Source organism: Arthrobacter sp. CMU6 (assembly GCF_059090205.1).
Map to the genome: position 1 here is coordinate 99,436 of NZ_JBNHFL010000009.1, position 19,198 is coordinate 118,633.

The 19,198-nt window shown below is 62.2% G+C and carries 16 protein-coding genes; 8 read left to right on the top strand and 8 right to left on the bottom strand.

The window, feature by feature from the left end; genetic code table 11:
• Positions 1-292 precede the first annotated feature (292 nt).
• Complete coding sequence (locus AC5RWD_RS08460; protein WP_494019589.1) at positions 293-943, top strand: ScbR family autoregulator-binding transcription factor; 651 nt, start codon at positions 293-295, stop codon at positions 941-943.
• Positions 944-1,437: 494 nt separating this feature from the next.
• Here the strand turns inward: AC5RWD_RS08460 and AC5RWD_RS08465 are convergent, their stop codons facing one another.
• Positions 1,438-2,265, bottom strand: a complete 828-nt coding sequence (locus AC5RWD_RS08465; protein WP_494019590.1) for a DUF1206 domain-containing protein — start codon at positions 2,263-2,265, stop codon at positions 1,438-1,440.
• A 304-nt stretch (positions 2,266-2,569) separates the two neighbouring features.
• Positions 2,570-2,854, bottom strand: a complete 285-nt coding sequence (locus tag AC5RWD_RS08470) for a hypothetical protein (protein WP_494019591.1) — start codon at positions 2,852-2,854, stop codon at positions 2,570-2,572.
• Between the two features lie 689 nt (positions 2,855-3,543).
• On the opposite strand from AC5RWD_RS08470, the gene AC5RWD_RS08475 reads away from it, so the two are divergent.
• Complete coding sequence (locus AC5RWD_RS08475; protein ID WP_494019592.1) at positions 3,544-3,702, top strand: hypothetical protein; 159 nt, start codon at positions 3,544-3,546, stop codon at positions 3,700-3,702.
• Positions 3,703-4,253: 551 nt separating this feature from the next.
• Here the strand turns inward: AC5RWD_RS08475 and AC5RWD_RS08480 are convergent.
• The gene (locus tag AC5RWD_RS08480; protein WP_494019593.1) at positions 4,254-4,736 is read right to left on the bottom strand and encodes a winged helix-turn-helix transcriptional regulator; all 483 of its coding nucleotides are present in this window, start codon (positions 4,734-4,736) and stop codon (positions 4,254-4,256) included.
• 124 nt (positions 4,737-4,860) lie between these two features.
• On the opposite strand from AC5RWD_RS08480, the gene AC5RWD_RS08485 reads away from it, so the two are divergent.
• The 3 genes from AC5RWD_RS08485 (at position 4,861) to AC5RWD_RS08495 (ending at position 7,586) form a co-directional block, all read left to right on the top strand.
• Positions 4,861-5,577, top strand: coding sequence for an SDR family oxidoreductase (locus AC5RWD_RS08485; protein WP_494019594.1), 717 nt, complete (start codon positions 4,861-4,863; stop codon positions 5,575-5,577).
• A 47-nt stretch (positions 5,578-5,624) separates the two neighbouring features.
• The gene (locus AC5RWD_RS08490) at positions 5,625-6,149 is read left to right on the top strand and encodes a PaaI family thioesterase (protein WP_494019595.1); all 525 of its coding nucleotides are present in this window, start codon (positions 5,625-5,627) and stop codon (positions 6,147-6,149) included.
• Between the two features lie 408 nt (positions 6,150-6,557).
• On the top strand, positions 6,558-7,586 hold the full coding sequence (locus AC5RWD_RS08495) for an NADPH:quinone reductase (RefSeq protein WP_494019596.1): 1,029 nt from the start codon (positions 6,558-6,560) through the stop codon (positions 7,584-7,586).
• A gap of 361 nt (positions 7,587-7,947) precedes the next feature.
• Here AC5RWD_RS08495 and AC5RWD_RS08500 read toward each other — a convergent pair whose 3' ends face one another.
• From AC5RWD_RS08500 to AC5RWD_RS08515, 4 genes are all read right to left on the bottom strand, one after another.
• Complete coding sequence (locus tag AC5RWD_RS08500) at positions 7,948-9,201, bottom strand: metal-dependent hydrolase family protein (protein ID WP_494019597.1); 1,254 nt, start codon at positions 9,199-9,201, stop codon at positions 7,948-7,950.
• 63 nt (positions 9,202-9,264) lie between these two features.
• Complete coding sequence (locus tag AC5RWD_RS08505; RefSeq protein ID WP_494019598.1) at positions 9,265-9,720, bottom strand: GAF domain-containing protein; 456 nt, start codon at positions 9,718-9,720, stop codon at positions 9,265-9,267.
• Positions 9,721-9,764: 44 nt separating this feature from the next.
• Positions 9,765-11,438: a hydantoinase B/oxoprolinase family protein gene (locus tag AC5RWD_RS08510; protein ID WP_494019599.1), complete on the bottom strand. Its 1,674-nt coding sequence runs from the start codon at positions 11,436-11,438 to the stop codon at positions 9,765-9,767.
• Between the two features lie 10 nt (positions 11,439-11,448).
• Positions 11,449-13,500, bottom strand: coding sequence for a hydantoinase/oxoprolinase family protein (locus tag AC5RWD_RS08515; protein WP_494019600.1), 2,052 nt, complete (start codon positions 13,498-13,500; stop codon positions 11,449-11,451).
• A 716-nt stretch (positions 13,501-14,216) separates the two neighbouring features.
• Here AC5RWD_RS08515 and AC5RWD_RS08520 point away from each other — a divergent pair.
• From AC5RWD_RS08520 to AC5RWD_RS08530, 3 genes are all read left to right on the top strand, one after another.
• Positions 14,217-15,506, top strand: coding sequence for an MFS transporter (locus AC5RWD_RS08520; protein WP_494019601.1), 1,290 nt, complete (start codon positions 14,217-14,219; stop codon positions 15,504-15,506).
• The gene (locus AC5RWD_RS08525; RefSeq protein ID WP_494019602.1) at positions 15,503-16,327 is read left to right on the top strand and encodes an aspartate/glutamate racemase family protein; all 825 of its coding nucleotides are present in this window, start codon (positions 15,503-15,505) and stop codon (positions 16,325-16,327) included. The genes AC5RWD_RS08520 and AC5RWD_RS08525 overlap by 4 nt, the downstream gene beginning before the upstream one ends.
• A 405-nt stretch (positions 16,328-16,732) precedes the next feature.
• The gene (locus AC5RWD_RS08530) at positions 16,733-17,680 is read left to right on the top strand and encodes a zinc-binding dehydrogenase (RefSeq protein ID WP_494019603.1); all 948 of its coding nucleotides are present in this window, start codon (positions 16,733-16,735) and stop codon (positions 17,678-17,680) included.
• 74 nt (positions 17,681-17,754) lie between these two features.
• On the opposite strand, the gene AC5RWD_RS08535 is transcribed toward AC5RWD_RS08530, so the two are convergent.
• Entirely contained in the window at positions 17,755-19,116 is a 1,362-nt protein-coding gene (locus tag AC5RWD_RS08535; protein ID WP_494019604.1) for a helix-turn-helix domain-containing protein, read from the bottom strand.
• Positions 19,117-19,198 lie beyond the last annotated feature (82 nt).

A 19,198-nucleotide genomic window follows, 5' to 3' on the forward strand; every position in this document is an offset into this window, starting at 1 on the left:
CGGCGGAGACTTCAGGGACGCACGGGGTGAAGGTCGCCGATCTGTCAACCGCCTCGTATCTGGCGTAAACGCAACTCAACCCGGGCAGAAGGCAACCGCGCCACGCTACTCCCCTGAGATCTGCCAACACCCCGGACTGGCACAATGAATGCCCGGAATACCGCTGCCGGGTGGGCTCGCGACCCCCCGGTTCGCGTCTTGCTAGGATCAAAACAAGGATGCCGGCTTGCTGCGGGCGGCGAATGAGTAATTGTCCGGGGACCAGGCCGAATAGTTGAGTTGAGGTTCATTTATGGTCCTTCAGGATCGTGCGAAGGCCACCCGTGAGGCGATAGTCATCGGGGCGGCAGCGGTTTTTCAGGAGCACGGCTACGGCGGGGCCAGTCTGAGCCAGGTTTCCAAGGCGGCCAGGGTGACTAAAGGGTCGCTCTACTTTCACTTCCAGTCCAAGGAGGATCTGGCCAGGGCGGTCATCGAGGAGCAGCACCGGATCGTCGTGGCAGAGAGCGCATCCCTCCTCGCCGAGGACCGACCGGCCCTGAAAACAATGATCCTCATGTGCCGCGTGTTCGGGCTCAAGCTAGTGCATGAGCCTGTTGTTAGGGCCGGCATTCGTCTCACGCTGGAGGCAACCGCATTTGGCCAGCCGGTGCAAGGACCCTACAAGGACTGGATCGCCGTCATGGAGCAGCTCACTGACCGGGCCAAGAGAGAAAAGCAGGTACGGTCCTCCGTCGGATCCGAGGCATTTGCCAGATACCTTGTTGCGTCGTTTACCGGGGTTCAGATGGTCTCCGGCGTCCTGACCGGTCGCGCTGATGTCATGCAACGGATTGAGGAGATGTGGGCCCTCTTGCTGCCCGGGATCATGCATGAAGATTTTCACGAGGACCCGCAGGCCCTCTCCGGTCTGGTGGCCGTTGAAGGCCCTGGACCACGGTAGGTCAGGCTTCGTCGGCAGAATGACAGGCGCGCGCGATCTCTTGGCGCGTTTCCCTGACTCGGAAACGCTCCTATAACCGCAGACCCAAACGTTCACGGCCCGCGCAGCGCTAAACCGGACGACCGCCTTGTTTTGTTTACACTGGTCATTTATTCTTGTCTCGGATCTGTTGAAAGCTCCGCTGGAAAAGACGAAGCTGTGTCGGCGTGCATGTTGGGGGGCGTCGGCACAGCTTGAGTTTCAACTCGGGACGCGGTGACGCACCTCCACCCGCGACAGTATTCAACAACTGGGCCACGACCCGCGGATCGTTCTCGGATAAACGACAGTGGCCGCCAGCCACGGTCGACTGTGCCTGGAGCCAGGCACCGTCGGCGGAGTCATGGAGGTCGAGCTGCACTGAGTAAAACTGCCGCCCTGGTCCTTCCCGTGGCGGTAGAGTCGGCCCCTTCATCGAGCCAGTGGAGCAGGAGCTGGCCGCGTCGGCGGGAAGCTTACATCCGCGCGAATTTGGCCTTCACCATCAGGTAGAGCCCGTAACAGATCAGACCGGCGCCCACGGCGGTCAGCATGTAAACCCCGTACGGCTGCTCGCGCAGCGCTCTCAGCCCGCCATCCAAACCGGTGGACTCCCTAGGGTTGGCGTTAACGGTGGAAATGATGAACAGCAACCCCACCAGAAAGAGGGCGACGCCCTCGGTTACATAGCCGACCACCCCCAGCCCCGTCACGACGGACCGGGCGGTGCCCGAGGGTGGCAGCTGCAGCTCCTTCTTGAAGGATCCTTTGACTCCGAGGACCACGAAGACAAGGCCGGCGATCGCGATCGCGGCCCCGATGGCGATCAGCAGGACCGCACCCCCGGGCGCTTTAATGATGGACACGGTGAAATCGCTGGTGGTCTTTCCGCTGTTCTTGCTGTTTCCGCTGGCGGAGGCAGCGAACGTCAGGGCGATGACTGCGAACACCACTGCTTTGCCGGCTGCGGAAAGCTTCTTTCCGACCTTCTTCCTGGCCTCCAGCTGACCGTAATCGAACACGGCGTTACTGGTTTGCCAGAGAGCCAGAGCAACGCAGGCGGCGAATCCCGCCCACAGCAGCAGCAGACCCTGCGGCTGGGAGGCGAGTTGAGCGACGGCACCGGCCTGATCCGCCGGTCCCGCCTTTCCCACCGTCCCTAAAGCCAACTGAATGGCGACGAACCCGATCAGCAGGTGCAACAAGCCGCTGACGGCAAACCCTGCCCTCGCGGCAATCACGAGAGCCCTCGAGTTCGATGCATCCTCGACCGCGTTCGCGGCGTCCTTCAGCTCTCTCTTCATTTCCGATCCTTAGCGCAAGCGCAAACGCAGATACGGTGGTGCGTAACGCCTATTTTGTCACGGGACTACACCCCCAGACAGGTTTGGTCGGAACCAGCGAAGGCAGCATCCGCGGGAGCCTGTTCTGTCAGGAAGCCGTGCGCCGCGCCCTCCGCACCATATGGAATCACGGCGACGCCGCAATGCCGGCACCGACCAGCGTCCGGGAAACGACCGAAATTCGGCGGACGCTGGCGTACCGGCGGCAGTGCCTTACGACACAGCAGGGCGTCCAGGGTGCCGGCGCTGAAGTGAGCGTGTCAGATCAGCTGTTTCCGGGATCGACGAGACTGTGTTCGTTCTCGTCCTGCGCAGGAGCATCCTTGAGTCCCAGGGGCGAAAGATCCATGTCCCCCACTGGGGCGCCAGGTTCGCTCCCCTCAGCGTCCTCGTCCGCAGCCCCACTTTCCGGTGCCTCTCCCTTATTCATTGCCGGTGATTCGGACGCTCCATTTGTGTCAGCGCCGGGACTTACAGACTTGCCAACGGTTTCTTCCTCACCGGCAGCTGTATCGGGGGCTTCTGCGGCGGGGATGGGATTCTCTGTCATGAAGTGTCCTCATCTTTCCGGTGTAGTAATAATTTGGTCGGGTGTTGCTGACGATGGCGGTGTGACGTGGGCGGTCTCGCACGTCCCCGAGGGCACGGACTGGAGCGGTCCGGCGCACACCCTGCAAGATACCCGTGCGCTGCGGCGACCACTACCGCGATGACAAGATACGCCACCCGACCAGACTCGCCCTACGTTCGCCCATTCCGGTGCCTGCCAATTCCCCGTATCATCACTGTTCTTCCGTCGTGGGGTGGACAAACAAATTACAGCAGCGCCAAGGCATCCGAGGAGCCCAAGGCACCTTCCCATTCTAGTCTTTGGAGGGCCGGGCGTGATCCGATTTTCTCGGGCATCGCCGGGTCAGAATGACGGTGTATACACATCCGGGGCCAATCCGCCCCGCATGTCCTGGGCATGCTCGCCGCGGCACTTGACCCGGCCCCCTCCAGCCGTTCTGTGGGCGCGCAGATCCGTCTCGATCCGGTCCTCGGTGCCAGCCCACAAGCGAGTCTTCATGCTTTATGGACGGTGCGAAGCGAAATCCGTCCCTGATACACGCCGAGGCAGGGGACCCTCGAAGCGCGCGCCCGGTGTTGTGGTCAGTAAACGTTGCCGTTGGTTCGCAAGTCCCGCCAGACGTTCTCAAAAAATTCGTCGTCTTCCGGGATCGGTCGGCGGGGCCGCCAGTGGAACGCGACTTTGGAGGGCAGAGACTCTGCGTCAAGCAGCTCGTCGAGTGGATCAATCGGTTCAAGGAAGAAGACCTCAACGAAATAGGCGCCCGCGGCCTCGGCATCAGCCGGAAAGCAAAGCAGTCCGAGCAGGCAGCAGTGGTTCATCCGTAGCACCAGCCCAGACTGAGCATTCAGGGAAATTCAGGGCGTCCATGGACCGAAAACGGGGTGTTGTCGTTACAAGACATCACTTCTGTCGTTTCTCAGTCTCACTTACAACTGATGTCCCCTACGGATCGATCCACGAGCGGGACCAGGCACACCTTGCCGCATAGGTGTCGGACCGGAGGGACCGGTCAGGAAAGCTTGCACGCGCTTAAGAAGAGAGCTATCGATGGAATTGGCAACCTCGCACGAAATTGGTCTCACGTCATGGTGGCACAGCCATAAACGTCCATGAACTGGTAGCGAAAAACAACCCGTCCATCCAGGAAGGCAAGGAGGCCAGCGTCCACACCCCCGGTCAGCAATGAAACCCGGCATCTTCCAAACGACGAAAGGTCAAATATCGGCGCTCACTATGGAAGTAGGAGCGCATGCAATGATCCCGGCAGCAAGGCATGGCTGAAATGCCGGACTCAGACACACGTTGCGCGCCCCCAGGTTATGTCAGAGGACGACGGCGGGAGATACCGCCGTCGTCCTCTGTCCGGTTGTTGTTCTTATTGCTCGGATGCCGGATCCGTACCGGCCGCTGACACAAGCGGTCCCAGCATCAGACTTCCAGGGGTGAACTCCTCACCGCATTCCGCACACGACACCACCGCTTTCAGGTCGGCCCCGCAACTGTGCCGGTAGGAGGCACGGGGTGTCTCGTCGCGCATCCATGTACTGCTCCACGCTGCGAGTGAAATGAGGATGGGTGCGACTTCGGCCCCGGAAGTTGTGAGGTGGTATTCGTAGCGCGGGGGGCGCTGGGAGTACTGGACGCGCTCGATCACGCCGCGGCTTTCGAGTGTGCGCAGCCGGCCCGTCAGGATGTCGCGGGACGCGCCGGTATTGCGGGCGATCTGGTCGAACCGGTGAACGCCTAACGACATTTCGCGAAGCGCCAGCAGCGCCCACCGTTCCCCGAGCACGTCGAGCCCCGCCGCTATGAAACACGCCCTGGGCGCATCAACTGCCTTGCCGGTTGGCCGATCCATGTTCACCTGCTTTCGGTCCATTCCTCAAGTATACAAGTCAGTTGGAAAACCCAACGCACTCGGCTATTCTGATGCTCAGAGGTCACGACAACCGCGTCGCCGCCTTATGAGATCAGGAGAATCCATGCCACTGCTATCTGGCGCCGTCGTCCTCGTTACCGGCGCAAATGGAGGCCTGGGCCGCGAGCTCGTGGAACAGGCCCTCGCCCGGGGTGCTGCGAAGGTGTACGCGACGGCCCGCCGCCCGCAAGAGTGGAACGACTCCCGGATCATCCCCCTCGCTCTCGATGTCACCAACCCTGACTCGATCCGGGCCGCCGTTACCCAGGCCCAGGACGTCACCGTTCTGATCAACAACGCCGGCATGAGCGTCGAATCGGACACCTTCCTGGCACTCCCCGACGAGAAGATCCGTGAGGTCATGGAAACCAACTTCTTCGGACCGGTCGCCCTGACCAGGGCATTCGCCCCGGTGCTCGCCGCCAGCGGGACATCAGCAGTCCTCAACATCCACTCCGTGCTCAGCTGGATCGCACTCACCGGCGCCTACAGTGCATCAAAGGCCGGGCTGTGGTCGGCGACCAACTCCTTCCGCGTGGAACTGGCCCCCCAAGGCACGCAGGTCACGGGTGTTCACGTCGGCTACATGGACACAGCCATGGCCAAGGGCGTGAATGCCCCGAAGACCTCCCCCGAGGAAGTCGCGCGGAAGTCGTTCGATGGGCTCGAACAGGGCAATTACGAGGTCATCGTGGACGACATCAGCGCCGGAGTGAAGCGCGGCCTGTCTGGCTCGATCTCGGATCTGTACCCTGTACTGGCAGCCAACACCCCGGTATGACCGCGACAAACCCTGAAGACCTGCAGAGCTCTGAGGAGGAAACCCCGGTGTCAACCAACACCTCGGCGCAACGCTCGGAAACCTTCACCTGGATTGATCCGGCAATCGCGCTCGAACAACTGCCACGGCTGTCGGGTCTGGACTACTTTTCCGCCCTCCGCGACGGCAGCATTGCGCCGCCGCCGATCGCTTCCCTCATGAATTTCGATCTCGTCGATGCGAGGTACGGACACGTCGAGTTCCAATGCTGGCCGGGAGAAGCGCACTACAACCCCCTCGGAATGGTGCACGGCGGCCTGGCCTGCACGCTCCTCGACACGGTGCTCGGCTGCGCAGCACACAGTACCTTGGAAGCAGGGATCGGCTACACCTCTATCGACCTGGCGGTGAAGTACCTGCGACCCATCACGCTTCAGAAGGGTGCTCTGCGCGCAGAGGGGTCAGTCGTAAAAACCGGCCCGCGGGTGATCTTCACCGAAGGACGCCTCAGCACCGCCGACGGACAACTCCTCGCCACCGCCACGAGCACGCTTCTCATCTTCCCCCATCAACCGGAAGCTCTGACAACATGACTGATACCGGCACCGCGCTGCCGTGACGCCTGCCGCTCAGGATCGCGCCTTGCCCCCGCCACCCCTTCGGGAATGCCCGCGTTAGCCGCTCCGGCATGCCCTTGGGGCTTGCCCGCCATGGCGGCGGCTGGTCCGCCGCGAGGAGCTCTCTCTGGTCCCCGATGTGGCCGGAGGAAATCCTCTACGGGGTAGCGTGCCGGACGGCGAAAGGATCATGGGCACGTCCCGTCTGGGCACCCGTTTCCAGGGAACACGCTTGCTGGCGAGCACCTTCCCGAGGGACACGTCACCGGACCGCCAATCTCGACGGCGTCTCGAACAGCCCATCTGCTCAGGAAGTTGGTCGCCGTCCTTCGATAGGTTGGTTCGGTAAGGCCGGACAGGGGTAACCGACTCATTGGAGAAGACGTGAAAGCGATTGTGTACGAAGAGACAGGTTTGTCCTCGGTGCTGAAGCTTCAGGACAAGCCGCTGGCCGACCCCGGCCCGGGTGAGGTCCGGGTGCGCGTGGTCGTCTCCGGGGTGAACCCCACCGATTGGAAGTCCCGGGCAGGCGGAGGAGGAAGCACCCCGCTCGAAGAACCAAAAGTCCCCAACCAGGACGGCGCCGGCGTGATCGACGAAGTCGGCTCCGGAGTGACAGGACTCAGCATCGGAGACCGCGTCTGGCTCTGGGACGTCGCCTGGGGCAGCAATGGGGGCACCGCACAGGAGTACGCGGTAATGCCGGCGGCCAAAGCAGTGGCGCTGCCGGACGCCGAATCCTTCGACACCGGCGCATCCATCGGCATCCCCGCCCTGACCGCGCACCGGGCACTGACCTCGAACGAGGACGGCCCTGCCAGGCTCTCCCCCGGAGCCCTGGCGGGACGCACGGTACTGGTCACCGGCGGCGCAGGCGCAGTGGGACACGCTGCCATTCAACTGGCAAACTGGGCGGGAGCAACCGTCATTACCACCGTCAGCGGAGACCGGAAAGCCGAACTTGCACGCCTCGCCGGAGCCCACACAGTCATCAACTACCGCACCGACGACGTCGTGACCGCCGTCCGCCAGGCAGCCCCCGGCGGAGTCGACACCATCGTCGACGTCAACGCCCCAGCCAACATCGACTCCGACGTACAGGTGCTCAAACCAAGCGGAACCATAGCCATCTACGCGGCCAACCCCGGAGAATCAGTAACCGTTCCCATCCGTGAAAGCATGACCAAGAACGTCCGCTACCAGTTCATCCTCACCTACACCGTCACCGAGGAACAGAAACAGCACGCCGTGGCCGCGGTCTCCGAAGCACTGCAGGCCGGCGCGCTGCGCGTCGGCGAAGAACACGGCCTGCCGCTGACCCGCTTCCCGCTCGAAGCGACAGCCGCGGCACATGACGCCGTGGAGCAGGGCACCATCGGGAAAGTACTCATCGACGTCACACCATCAACCTGACCTATGGCCTCCCGACCCGCCACGGTCCAACCAGAACGAACGGCACTTCAACCGACGCCGGCGCTGTACACCAGTCACCCTGCGGCCTGCCTGGGCCAAATCGCCCGCCCCGCAGTTGGCGGAATCCATCGTTATGGGCATTGGGAACTGCGTTCCATCTCGTGCGGTAAGGAATAAGAACCGGTTTGCTCAAAAACCAGGAAGCCTGTCAGCTAATGCCGACAGGCTTCCTGGGAGTCTACTACCCGACCGGCAAGCGTACCCACAACCGAGTTGATGGGCCGATGGCGGGTCATGGCGCATTACCCCATTTCAGCCTGGCCAGCCCTCTGCCGACGTACGGGTATTTTCTGCTGCTTTCTTATGCAACCGGAACGTCTAACGGCAAGTCCGCCGCGGCCCTAAGGACACCGGTGGAGATGATCTGCCCGTCCTTGATGACGGTACGCGCTTTGCTTTCGTCCCAGAGGATCGAGGGTTCATGGAAGGGATTCCCGTCTAGCACCACCAAGTCCGCGCAGGACCCGCGGGTGATGCGTCCAAGGTCACCGCGGCGAAGCAGGGCGGCGTTGGTTGATGTTGCCGACCGGAGTGCGCCGTACACGCCAAGCGCTTCACACTGCAGGCGGAGTCCGGCCAGTTGCTCATCTTCAAGTTCACCCATGAGGTCTGTTCCGAACCCAATCCGGACCCCGGCATCTCGGGCCAGTGCCACGGCATTCTTTCCCGCCGCTAGCACTTCCCGGTTCTTGGCTGCTCCCACTTTGGTGAGGCCAACTTCCTCTCCGCGTCGTTCCATGGCCTCATAGGTCACCAAGGTGGGGACTAGATAGACGTCCTTTTCAGCCATTAGCTGGGCGGTTTCGGCATCCAGCAGATTGCCGTGTTCGATGCAGCGAACCCCGTTAAGTACTGAATGGCGAATGGCCTCGGGCGAATATGCGTGAGCCGTGGCGTAGCTGCCCCTGCGGGAAGCCTCCTCCGTTACTACGCGGATTTCCTCCGCGCTGTACTGCGGAACCCGAATCGGGTCGACCGGTGAAACGACCCCTCCGGAAGTCATTATCTTTATGGCGGAGGCGCCTGTGCGGAATCGGTGACGCACGGCCCGCAGCAGATCCTCGGCGCCGTCCACCACTTCGCACATGTGCCCGCCATGGAAGCATCCTCCGTCGTTCGCGGCCCGGATGTCGCCGTGGCCGCCTGTCTGGCTTAGCGCGGGGCCGGTGAAGAAGTAGCGTGGACCGGGGTACAGGCCTTCCTCGAGGGCGTTGGCAAGGCCAATGTCACCACCGGCTACGTCACGAACCGCGGTGAACCCGCGGAGCAGTGCAGCCGCGAGGCGCCTTGCCCCGGCAAGTGCGGAGTAGCTCAGTGGCCCCGTTTCGTTTCTGGCGGACGTCAGGCTGAGGGCGTAGGCATGAAAATGGGCATCGATGAGTCCTGGAATCACGGTTCGGCCGCCGGCGTCAAGGACGACCCCGGTCTCTTCCACCTCCCGACCTGTGGCGGTGATCCGGCCATCCTGGATGCTGATAGAGCCCTCAATCAGGTCAGGAGAATCACCGTCGAAGATTAGGGCGTTCCGTATTGTCAGGCTTTCTGGAGTGGTCACGTGCGGTTCCTTCGTACTGCCCCCGCGGGCGGGCCCCCCAATTGGTGCCCGCCCGCGGAGGAACTAGTCGGCGGTGGTAAGGGCTTCTTCGAGCAGATGGACGGACCGCCGTGCGACGTCCACGGCTGCGTCCACCGAACTCTGGTCGTAGCTGCCCTCAGGTGCGAGGAAGTTCATGGATCCGATTGTCTGGCCGTTGCTCACGACCGGAACGTTGACGATGGCCCCGCAGTCCAGTGACTCGATGGTTGCCGAATCAAAGAAGAATGCGCGGACCGCTTCCTTATCCGCCCCCAGGAACGGCTGCTGTCCATTGAGCACCTGCTTCAGCCACACCGGGTTCGTGTCCCCGGTGAGGGTCTTCTTTCCGCCCACTGGATAGACATCGGGATGGGTGGTGTAGACGCGGGCCATACTGGCGCCATAATCGGCAATGACGGAGGCGGTAAAGAGCGTGACACCGACGGCTTCCTGGGCGTGGGCGTACGCGTCGTCGAAGGATTCAAATTGGGAACTCATGGAGTCCTTTCTTTTCTTGATGGGAACCCATCCGATGGCGGTGCTTAGTAGCCGTAGTGCGTCCTGGCGAAGTCCTCGGTGATGAAACCGTTGACGATGTCGTATGTGATGTCCTCGCGGGAGCGCTTGGAGACCTCTCCGAAGCCGCCGCCTCCTCCCACGGCGAGGCGGACGACATCGCCGGCCTTGACCTTGTGGGCGTTCGCCTTTAACGTGCGGACCTCGTCAGCGCGGCCGGGGTTGATCACAACTTCGGGGCCCTGGGCGTCTGATCCGCCGAAGAGCCCCCAGGCGGGGGTCTTTGACCGTTCGAACCAGAGCCCGACGACGCAGTCGGCCAGGAATTCGTATTCGCGCACCACGCCGTTGCCGCCGCGGTACTGCCCGGGGCCGCCTGAGTTGGGGCGGATGGAGTACTCGTTGATCCGGAACGGGTAGCGGGTCTCCAGCATCTCGATGGGCAGGTCCTTGAGTGAGCCGTTGACGTTGTTGATCATGGCTGATTCACCATCCGTGCCCTGCCAGGCACCCCAGCCGCCCAGGGTTGCTTCCATGGTGACGAAGTTCCGGCCGAAGCGGGTGTCGAAACCGGCGGCGGTGATGATCATTGAGTCACCGTGGCTGGCGCTGGCGACGCGTTCGGGCATGGCCGGGGCCATTGCCTTGGAGACGAGGTCGATCAGCAGCCCAAGGTGGGAGAAGTACCACTGGCACGGGGCCGGCGTCACGGCGCCGAGCACTGAGCCGGACCGTACCTGAGTGGTCATTGGCCGGAATGAACCGCCGTTGGAGTTGGACTCCGGGCTGATGAGGAGCTTGTAGCCAACGCGCAGTGCCGAGACGGCCTGGGCGGCACCACAGTTGACCGGTCCCATGGTCTGGTCCGCCGATCCGGTGACATCGAAGTCAACCGTGTCGCCGGCTACGGTGATCCTTAGCTTGATCGCAATAGGAGTGTCCAGATTGATACCGTCGTTGTCCAGGAACCCCTCGGCTTCGTAGACCCCGTCCGGGATGTTGCGTACGGTCGCGCGCTCGATTTCCTCAGTTTGGCGGAAGATCTCATCACGGGCGGCGTCCAGCTGCTCCATCCCGTACCTGCCAACGAGCTCCTTCATCCGGGTGGTCCCCATCCGGATGGCTGCGATCATCGCGTGCATGTCACCAATGGTCTGGTAGGGGAAGCGCACGTTGGTCCGGATCAGGTCCACAACAGAAGTCTCGACGCCAGCTTCGACCAGCTTGACCGGCCCCATCCTGAAGCCCTCTTGAAAAATGTCCGTCGAGTCCATCGAGCCGCCGACATCTTTGGACCCCATGTCCATCCAGTGTGCACGGGTGGCCGCGAATCCGACCACCGCGCCGTCGTCGAAGATGGGAGCAAAAATAGTCACATCGTTCAGGTGGGTGCCGCCGAGGTAAGAGTCGTTGAGGATCCAAATGTCTCCTTCCTGCCAGACCCCCCGGCCGTACATCTCCTCCACCGCGATGGAACAAGTTTCCAGGTTGCCGAGGAACAGCGGCAGGCCGGCGGACTGTCCGAGCACGCGGTGCTCAGTGTCTAGGAGAGCCACGACGCAGTCCCCGCCCTCGTAGAGGATCGGTGAGTAAGCGGAACGGATCAGCGTGGCGTTCATGTCATCCGCGGCACTGGTGAGCGCGTTGCGGATGATTTCCACGGTGACGGGATCCAGGGTTTTAACTGCTGCAATTGTCATTTTTGGTACCTCAGTTTCCTTCAACATCTTCAGAGCGGATGACCAGGGAGCCGATCTCGTCGACCGTGACGTTGAATCCGGGGGGAACCACTGTGGTGGCGGTCTGCTCCACGATGATGGCGGGTCCTTCGAATGTGTGACCTGCGCCGAGGTCGTCCCGGCGGACCACGGTGGTGTCGTGTTCGACATGGTCAAAGACCACCCGGCGGATTTCGTGCTTGAACTCCGGGCCCTGCGCGATGACGTGGCTGGGAGCTTCCAGCCGTCCCAGGTCACCGACCGCCTGCGTGCGCAGCGTGACGATTTCAATCGGGGCGCCGAGGTTGGAGTGGCCATAACGCTCGTGGTACATCGCGGAGAAGCGGACAGCGAGGTTGGCGACGAAGCCGGGAGACTCGGGTTCGTCAGCAGACGTCAGCGGAACGTTCAGGGAGAACTCCTGCGACTGATAGCGGACGTCCACGGACGCCGTCGTGGCGCGGTTTTCCTCCGGGACCCCTTCCGAGACCAGCGACGACAAGCCTTCGACTTCCATCGATCGCAGGATGCCGGCCATATCTGCCACATCGATGTCTTCGTCGAGGTAGAAATAGGGTTCGGAAAAATCCTTGCGGATGTTGGTTTGCAGCATGCCCCAGGCGGAGAAAGCGCCGGGGAAGCGGGGAACGACCGTTTCCGGGATGCCGAGTTCCTTAGCGAGGAAGACGGCGTGCATGGGTCCGGCTCCGCCGAAGGCCACGAGGGAGAAGTCACGGGGTTCGATGCCGCGGGAGATGGTGATGGTCCGGATCGCCTGGGCCATCTGCGAGTTGGCGACGTCGCAGATGCCTTCGGCCATGGCGATGGGGTCCAGGCCTAGCTGGTCCCCGACTGTTTTCAGGGCGGTTATCGCGGCTTCACGGTCCAACGCGACCTGCCCGCCGGCGAACCAGTCGGGGTCGACACGGCCCAGCACCAGGTTGGCGTCGGTAACGGTGGGTTCCGTCCCGCCGCGACCGTAGCACGCCGGTCCGGGAGTGGCACCTGCGGAACGTGGTCCGACCCGGAGGCCGCCGGCTTCGAGCCAAGCGACGGAGCCACCGCCAGCCCCTACAGTGTGGATGTTCACGACGCTCATGAGCATCGGCAGACCTTCAAGGTGGGCCTCCGTGGAGACGTCCGGCTTGCCGTCGACCACCAAGGAGACGTCAAAGGATGTGCCACCCATGTCCACACCGATGAGGTTGCGGTTTCCCGAGACACCGGCCAGTTCGACATCGCCCATGGCACCGCCGACCGGGCCGGAAAGCAGCGTCTGCAGCGGGCGCTTACGAGCGGACTCGGCGCTGAGCACGCCGCCGGAAGACTGCATGATGTGCAGTGGAGCTTCCACTCCCCGGTCAGCGAGTTTCTCTTCCAAGTCCAGGAGGTAGTTGCGTACCACCGGACCTGTGTAGGCCTCGACGACGGCGGAGGAGGTGCGCTCGTATTCGCGCCATTCCTTGGCTGCTTCGTGCGAAAGGGAGACTGTGAAGTCTTCCCCCAGTTCCTCGAGCAGGATTTCGCGGGCCCGGAGTTCGTGCGAGGGGTTCTTGTAGCTGAACAGGAATGCAACGGCAACCGCGCCGTAGCCCTCCTCCACTGCCCGGCGCGCTGCCTGGCGTACGGCCACTTCGTCCAAGGGCCGGAGTTCCTGGCCCTGACTGTCCAGCCTGCCGCCGACACCTAGGACGTCCTTGCGCTCGACCAGCGGGACGGGCTTGCGGTACTGGGCATTGTAAAGCTCAAGACGCGGGCCGCGGGCGATGTGATAGGTGTCTTCGATGCCGGCCGTGGCCAGCAGCAGCACGGGAACCCCACGGCGTTCGAGGAACGCGTTCAGGCCCTGCGTGGTGCCGTGGACCAAGAATTCGATGTCCGAGAGGTCATCAACAATCGATTCGAGCCCTGCGATGACACCAGCGCTCAGGTTCCCCGGCGTGGTGGACGCTTTGGTGGCCGCATAGGTTCCGGCGCCCTGATCGTACGCCACAATGTCAGTAAAGGTTCCGCCGATATCCATCGACACCCTGTAGTTCGGCATATTTGTCTCCTCATGGTTTGGAATGGAGCTTGGTGTGTGGGACATCACGCTACATACAGGCCTGACCAAGATCGTGGGCATACTGCACGATCCTGTTGAAGCTGGACGGGCAAAATGCATAACAGCCATACGCGGCACGCGATCTAACGCGGCCCTTAGGCTCGGCGCCGTGAGCGTGAGGTTAGGGAATCGGCGCTTGCCATCTTCCCAAGCGTCAACGAGACACGCTCCGGGCTGGCTGTCGTAGTTCATGCCCTTCTGGCAGCAGCAGGCAGGAGAACGGGAGATAAGCCGCAGCTGATGACCGCCATTGGCGGTCCTGCCGAACGTTTAAGCACCAATCGTGACAGCCGTCACAGCAAAGACAGAATATTTGCCGCAAATTCCCAAAACAAAAAGTGCTCGTGGCCTGTGCAAACGCGTGCAAGATTTTCGGCAGCAGTGCGTTGCGCCCAAACGAGCTTTTCAGAAAAGTGCACAGTGAACACGGTCTGATCATTCTCGTTTGTAATGTGAGTGCAATCACTCGGTGGGGGCTCGAAGGAGCTGCTCCGAGGCGCACTGTGCACTCCATTGATACCCGGACTGGGTCCCCCGTGCACAGAAATGCAGCCTGTACTTCTTATCCTGTCCTAAATATCGGAGGTCAAGACATGTCCCATATCGACCCACTCGTCTCAGGGCCAGCGCCCGGGACGGCGAGTCCGCCTCGCTCCATGGCCGTCGGGCATGCGTTCCGCGACATGCCTTTCGGGTCCATTCACTTCAGGATCGGGGCAGTCCTCTTCTTCGCTTTCGCGATCGAAGCCTGGGAGATGCTCATCCTCACGTATGTCGCCGGTGACCTGGCGACCAGCCTGCAAGTCGGTGCGACCCAAGTGGGGATCGCCATCTCGGCACTCTTCCTCGGCATGATCCCCGGATCTCTCCTATGGGGCCCCATCTCCGACCGAATCGGCCGGAAAGCTACGTGCGCGTGGAGTTTTGCCGGCTACGGCGTCATAACACTCCTCAGCAGCTTCGCGCCCAACTTTGAGGCCCTCGCCGTGGCCCGCTTCCTCTCCGGGCTTGTGTTCTCCGGCGTATTCACTGTGACCTTTCCGTACTTTGAAGAACTCCTCCCGGTCAAGGTCCGCGGAAAGGCCGCGGTCTATCTCGCTGCGGGGTGGCCTATTGGCATCCTTGCCGCCCTCGGAACTACCGCCCTGATTGGAGGGCACGGTTGGCGTTGGGTCGTTGCAGTCAGCGCCCTCGCGAGCTTGTGGGGCATCGTTGTGTACAAGGTCGTTCCGGAATCCCCGTACTGGCTAGCGAGGCGGGGCCGGAACGAAGACGCGCACGATGTCCTCGAACGTCTGGGCGCACAAGAAATTTCCCGTAGCACCATTCTCACGGTCTCGGTGGACAAGAAGCAGACCATCTGGAGCCTCTTCAGGGGCAAGATGGGTCGGATCACGGTCATTCAAGTCCTTATCAACTTCACCTTCTCTTGGGGCTACTGGGGACTTCAGTCGTGGATGCCAACGTTGCTTGAAGGGCGAGGACTGAGCGCCTCATCAAGCATGTCCTTCATCGCCCTGAGCGCGGTCCTCATGATCCCCGGCTATATGACGGCCTCCTACCTGACCGGACGTTTCGGCCGCAAATGGATCTTTACCAGCTATGTTCTCGCGGCAGCCGGCGGTGGTTTTTTCTTCGCGACAGCCTCAACTGAAACCGAGATGCATATCGGCATGTTCTCCCTGGCCTTCTTTGCTATGGGAGCCTGGGGTGTTTGGGACACGTGGATGGGCGAGCTCTACCCCTCCGCCATGCGTGGCTCGGGCTTTGGCCTCGGGATCTTCGGCCAGCGGGTTGCGAACACTATCGCGCCCAGCCTCGTCGGTTTCCTCCTCGCCTCCGCCACAGGAGCGACGTCGACAATTCTGTTTATCAATGCGTTCTTGTTTGTCACGGTCATCCTCGGCCTGTTCTTGCCTGAAACAGAAGGAAGTGAATTGGAATGATCACCCCCAACGATAATCTCGACGCTCTGTCGGAGAATGCCCGGATCCTGTGGATCAACCCCCTCTACACCGATGCGTACAACCGTACGATGGCGGAATCCTTTCGCGAGATAGTCCGTCCCGGCACCGAAGTTGATGTCGTCTCCCTTGACGGAGAGGGCCCCTCCCACGTGGAATACAACGCGTTCGAGGCACTCATGCTGCCAGAACTGTTGCGCACCGTGCGGTGGGCGGAGGAAGAAGGCTATGACGCCACCGTCATCGGTTGTTTTTACGACCCTGCGTTGCGGGCGGCACGCGAAATCACCGATCGCATGGTGGTCGTAGGTCCGGCGCACTCGGCGCTGAGCATCGCAGGCAGTCTGGGCGAGCGATTCTCCATCCTGGTCGGACGGAAAAAGTGGATTCCGGAGATGGCCGAGAACGTCCATCGTTGCGGCGCGTCGGACCGTCTTGCCTCATGGCGGGTGCTCGAGATGGGCGTCGATGACTTCCAGCAGGACCCGGCGCTCACTGAAGAGCGGATCATGGCCGAAGCCCGCAATGCTGTGGAGCAGGACGGCGCAGACGTCGTCATCCTCGGCTGCACGGCCGAGTTCGGGTTCTTCCGAACGGTTCAAGAGGAAATTGGCGTACCCGTGATCGACGCGACCGTGGCCCCACTCAAACACGCCGAGCAGCTCGTCGACTCGGTCCGTCGGTTTGGTTGGTCGCACAGCAAGCGCCTGGGCTACGACGGGCCCACGGCCGAAGAACGCCAGCGGTTCTTCCCGGCTCTCGAGCCAAAGCACATGGTGTCAATGACCAAGGTGTCCGCGTAAATTCAATGCCTCGCTCGTCTCACCGGCCGCTTGTGCGTGACAGAGTGCCCCTCCATCCCTAGGGCATCTATGGCGGGCGGTACCCCGATACCCTCGCCTGCCTTGACATCCCGTGGTCGAGGCAGGCGAGGGAACCCTTGCGGGGGACGGGTAACCACATGCTTCCCATAACCCCGGCGGCATCAGCGCCGGCTAGCCCAATCAAAATCAAACGTGGCATACAGGACCACGGCTATACGGAGGTACGGCGATGTCCAGACGGACCATACATATCAACCCCACAATGACCCACGCTGACCATGTGCCTATTGGACTGCTCTCCCCCCTCAAGCCCAGCCTCTCGTTGGTCCAGCGATGAGCAGGCGGGAATCCGCGGTTGTCTTCCGCAAATTGGGAGGCCCCGAAGTGCTGTCCGTCGAAGCTGCTTCTCCACGTCAAGTCGCCGAGAACGATGTCCGCATCAACGTCGCAGCATTCGCACTCAACCGGGCAGATTTGATGTTCATCCACGGAGAGCACTACACCATCCCGGTGTTCCCTTCGCGCATTGGGTCCGAGGCAGTGGGTACGGTCACCGAGACCGGCGAGAATGTCACCGCCTTCAACATTGGCGACCGCGTCACGAGCATTCCCTTCTTCACCGCAACCGACGGCGTGCAGGGAACAACAGCCGTCCTGCCGGCAGACTACCTAACCCTTGCTCCACCGGAACTTTCGGATGCCCAGGCCTGCTCTGTGTGGATGCAATATCTCACTCCCTACTTCGCCTTCGCAGAAGTAGCCAATCTCGGATCTGAAGACACAGTGCTCGTCACTGCCGCCGCCAGTTCAGCCGGGCTTGGTGCCATCGAGATCGCACGCGCACTTGGGGCGAAGGTGGTCGCGACGACACGGTCGGAGAAAAAGCGATCGCTCCTCCTCGAGGCCGGCGCAAACGAAGTAGCCCTCGTGGGGGTCGACGACCTCGGCGAGGTCATCGACCGCACCACCGATGGCAAAGGGGTGCGGGTCGCTTTCGATCCTGTCGGAGGAGAGTCCCTCGGCACCTACGTCGATCACCTCGCACCCAACGCCCTCATTTTTGGCTACGGAACGCTGAGCGATTTGCAGCCCGTTATCCCTATGGCCGCAATGTGCAGAACTCAATCGGTTTTCCACCCGTACTCAATGTTCAACCACGTCAGACGGGCCGATGAGCGGCGGCGAGGTGTCGACTTCATCCTTGAGCGGATTAGCTCCGGGGCGCTGCGACCCAGAGTCGACAGGGTCTTTGCTTTCGACCAAGTGCTTGATGCCTACCGCTACATGGAGTCGAACGAACAGTCAGGGAAGATTGTCGTCGAGATAAGTTAGCCCTAACGCGCCTGGGTCCGTGTCCGTAGAACAGTCCGGCGGGCACGGACCGGGGTCGGGCTCAGGCATGGAACTCAGGGAGCCCTTTCTGGTTCGAGGTGGTCTTCGGAAGTCGTTTTCTCTGGCATAGATCGCCGCAGCACTTTGGCGATGAGGTGGACGGAAAGCAGCTCAGAGGGGATATCAAGCGGGACACCTAGTTCCCGTGCCCGGTTAAGCCGGGCCTGCAGGGTGTTCCGGTGCAGGTTGAGGGATTTCGCAGCGAGGCTGACTGAGCCGCGGTGATCGAGGAACGCGGCCACTGCAGTAATAATCACGTCGCGGTCAGGGGAGGTCATCAGCCGCGGCAGTGATAGTTCGGCCACGAGCGCGACAGCGTCCATGTCGACGAAGGTCGTGGCCGCGACCACGCCGAGGCCGGCGAAGCCTAGAACCGTGCCCGGCGCAGTTGACCGGGCGGATTCAGCAGCCAGCCGCGCCTCACGCACGATCAACGCCAGCGCCGGGGCATCCTCCTGCCATCGGGACAGTCCCGTCACCAGGCCAAGCTCGGCAAGAGCTGACCCCAGACGTGTCCTGATTCGAGTTTCGAGCTGGGTCGAGGCGTCCAGATCCAAGGCCGGTACGAGCGTCAGCCAACCGCCTTGAACCTCAGCCAAGGGGCTGCGTACTGTGACCTTGCGCCAGAGCAGGCGCAACACGGCCGTCAGCTCGGGACGATGGTCTTGCGCCTGCCCGCTGCGGAACCACACGGCCACGTACGGCTCCCCTTCGCGCCAACCCAACTGGTTCAGCAGATGTCGGTGTTTTTCGTGGAACTCCGCGCCTGACGCGTCAGGGTCCTGATCCAACCCGGCGATCGCTGCTGTGGGAACGGCCCGGGCAGTGCTGAGTAGGTCCTCCAACAGCCATGCAGCCTTCACCGCGGGGGTGGCCACCTCAAGGACTGAGCGAACCAGCCGCAGGTTGTGTACGCCGGAAGTGGGCACGCGTGCCGTGAGGTTGAAGGGGACGGCGCTATTGGCATCGCCGACTTCCACGGTAATGACTTCGTCAGTCTCCCGTGGAGGCATTCCGGCGGAGGCCAGAACCAAACCGTCGTGCTCCAGTGAAACTCCGACCCCGTCCAGTTCTCTGGAAACGGTCTTGAGGACATCACCGAGTGTGGTGTCCTTTGCGACTGTCCGCGCGACCCTGGCCAGTTCCGCATCGACCACTGACAGTGCCGCTCCGATCTCGGCCGCCAGTGCCAAGGCAAGCGCTGCAGGCTCCCCGTCCGTGGCCAGCAGGGTGATGCCCAACCGCTCCGCCAGTCCGACCGCCGCGCTTGCATAGGCGCTGCCGGCCACGACGACGGCGCTGGCCCGCCGCTCCCAGGCATGTCGCAGCGCCGCGGACACCAGCCAACCCCCTGATCCCATCTCTGGGGAGAGCACTACCACAGTATTGGGCCGCACCTGCCGGATTGCCTCAAGCTGGGAGACGAGAACAACACTTTCTATCAACCCGCTGGATGGA

Excerpts from the sequence above, each read along its gene's own strand:
- AC5RWD_RS08460 (WP_494019589.1), top strand. The coding sequence starts at position 293 with ATGGTCCTTCAGGATCGTGCGAAGGCCACCCGTGAGGCGATAGTCATC.
- AC5RWD_RS08465 (WP_494019590.1), bottom strand. The coding sequence starts at position 2,265 with ATGAAGAGAGAGCTGAAGGACGCCGCGAACGCGGTCGAGGATGCATCG.
- AC5RWD_RS08470 (WP_494019591.1), bottom strand. The coding sequence starts at position 2,854 with ATGACAGAGAATCCCATCCCCGCCGCAGAAGCCCCCGATACAGCTGCC.
- AC5RWD_RS08480 (WP_494019593.1), bottom strand. The coding sequence starts at position 4,736 with ATGGATCGGCCAACCGGCAAGGCAGTTGATGCGCCCAGGGCGTGTTTC.
- AC5RWD_RS08485 (WP_494019594.1), top strand. The coding sequence starts at position 4,861 with ATGCCACTGCTATCTGGCGCCGTCGTCCTCGTTACCGGCGCAAATGGA.
- AC5RWD_RS08505 (WP_494019598.1), bottom strand. The coding sequence starts at position 9,720 with ATGAGTTCCCAATTTGAATCCTTCGACGACGCGTACGCCCACGCCCAG.
- AC5RWD_RS08510 (WP_494019599.1), bottom strand. The coding sequence starts at position 11,438 with ATGACAATTGCAGCAGTTAAAACCCTGGATCCCGTCACCGTGGAAATC.
- AC5RWD_RS08515 (WP_494019600.1), bottom strand. The coding sequence starts at position 13,500 with ATGCCGAACTACAGGGTGTCGATGGATATCGGCGGAACCTTTACTGAC.
- AC5RWD_RS08520 (WP_494019601.1), top strand. The coding sequence starts at position 14,217 with ATGGCCGTCGGGCATGCGTTCCGCGACATGCCTTTCGGGTCCATTCAC.
- AC5RWD_RS08525 (WP_494019602.1), top strand. The coding sequence starts at position 15,503 with ATGATCACCCCCAACGATAATCTCGACGCTCTGTCGGAGAATGCCCGG.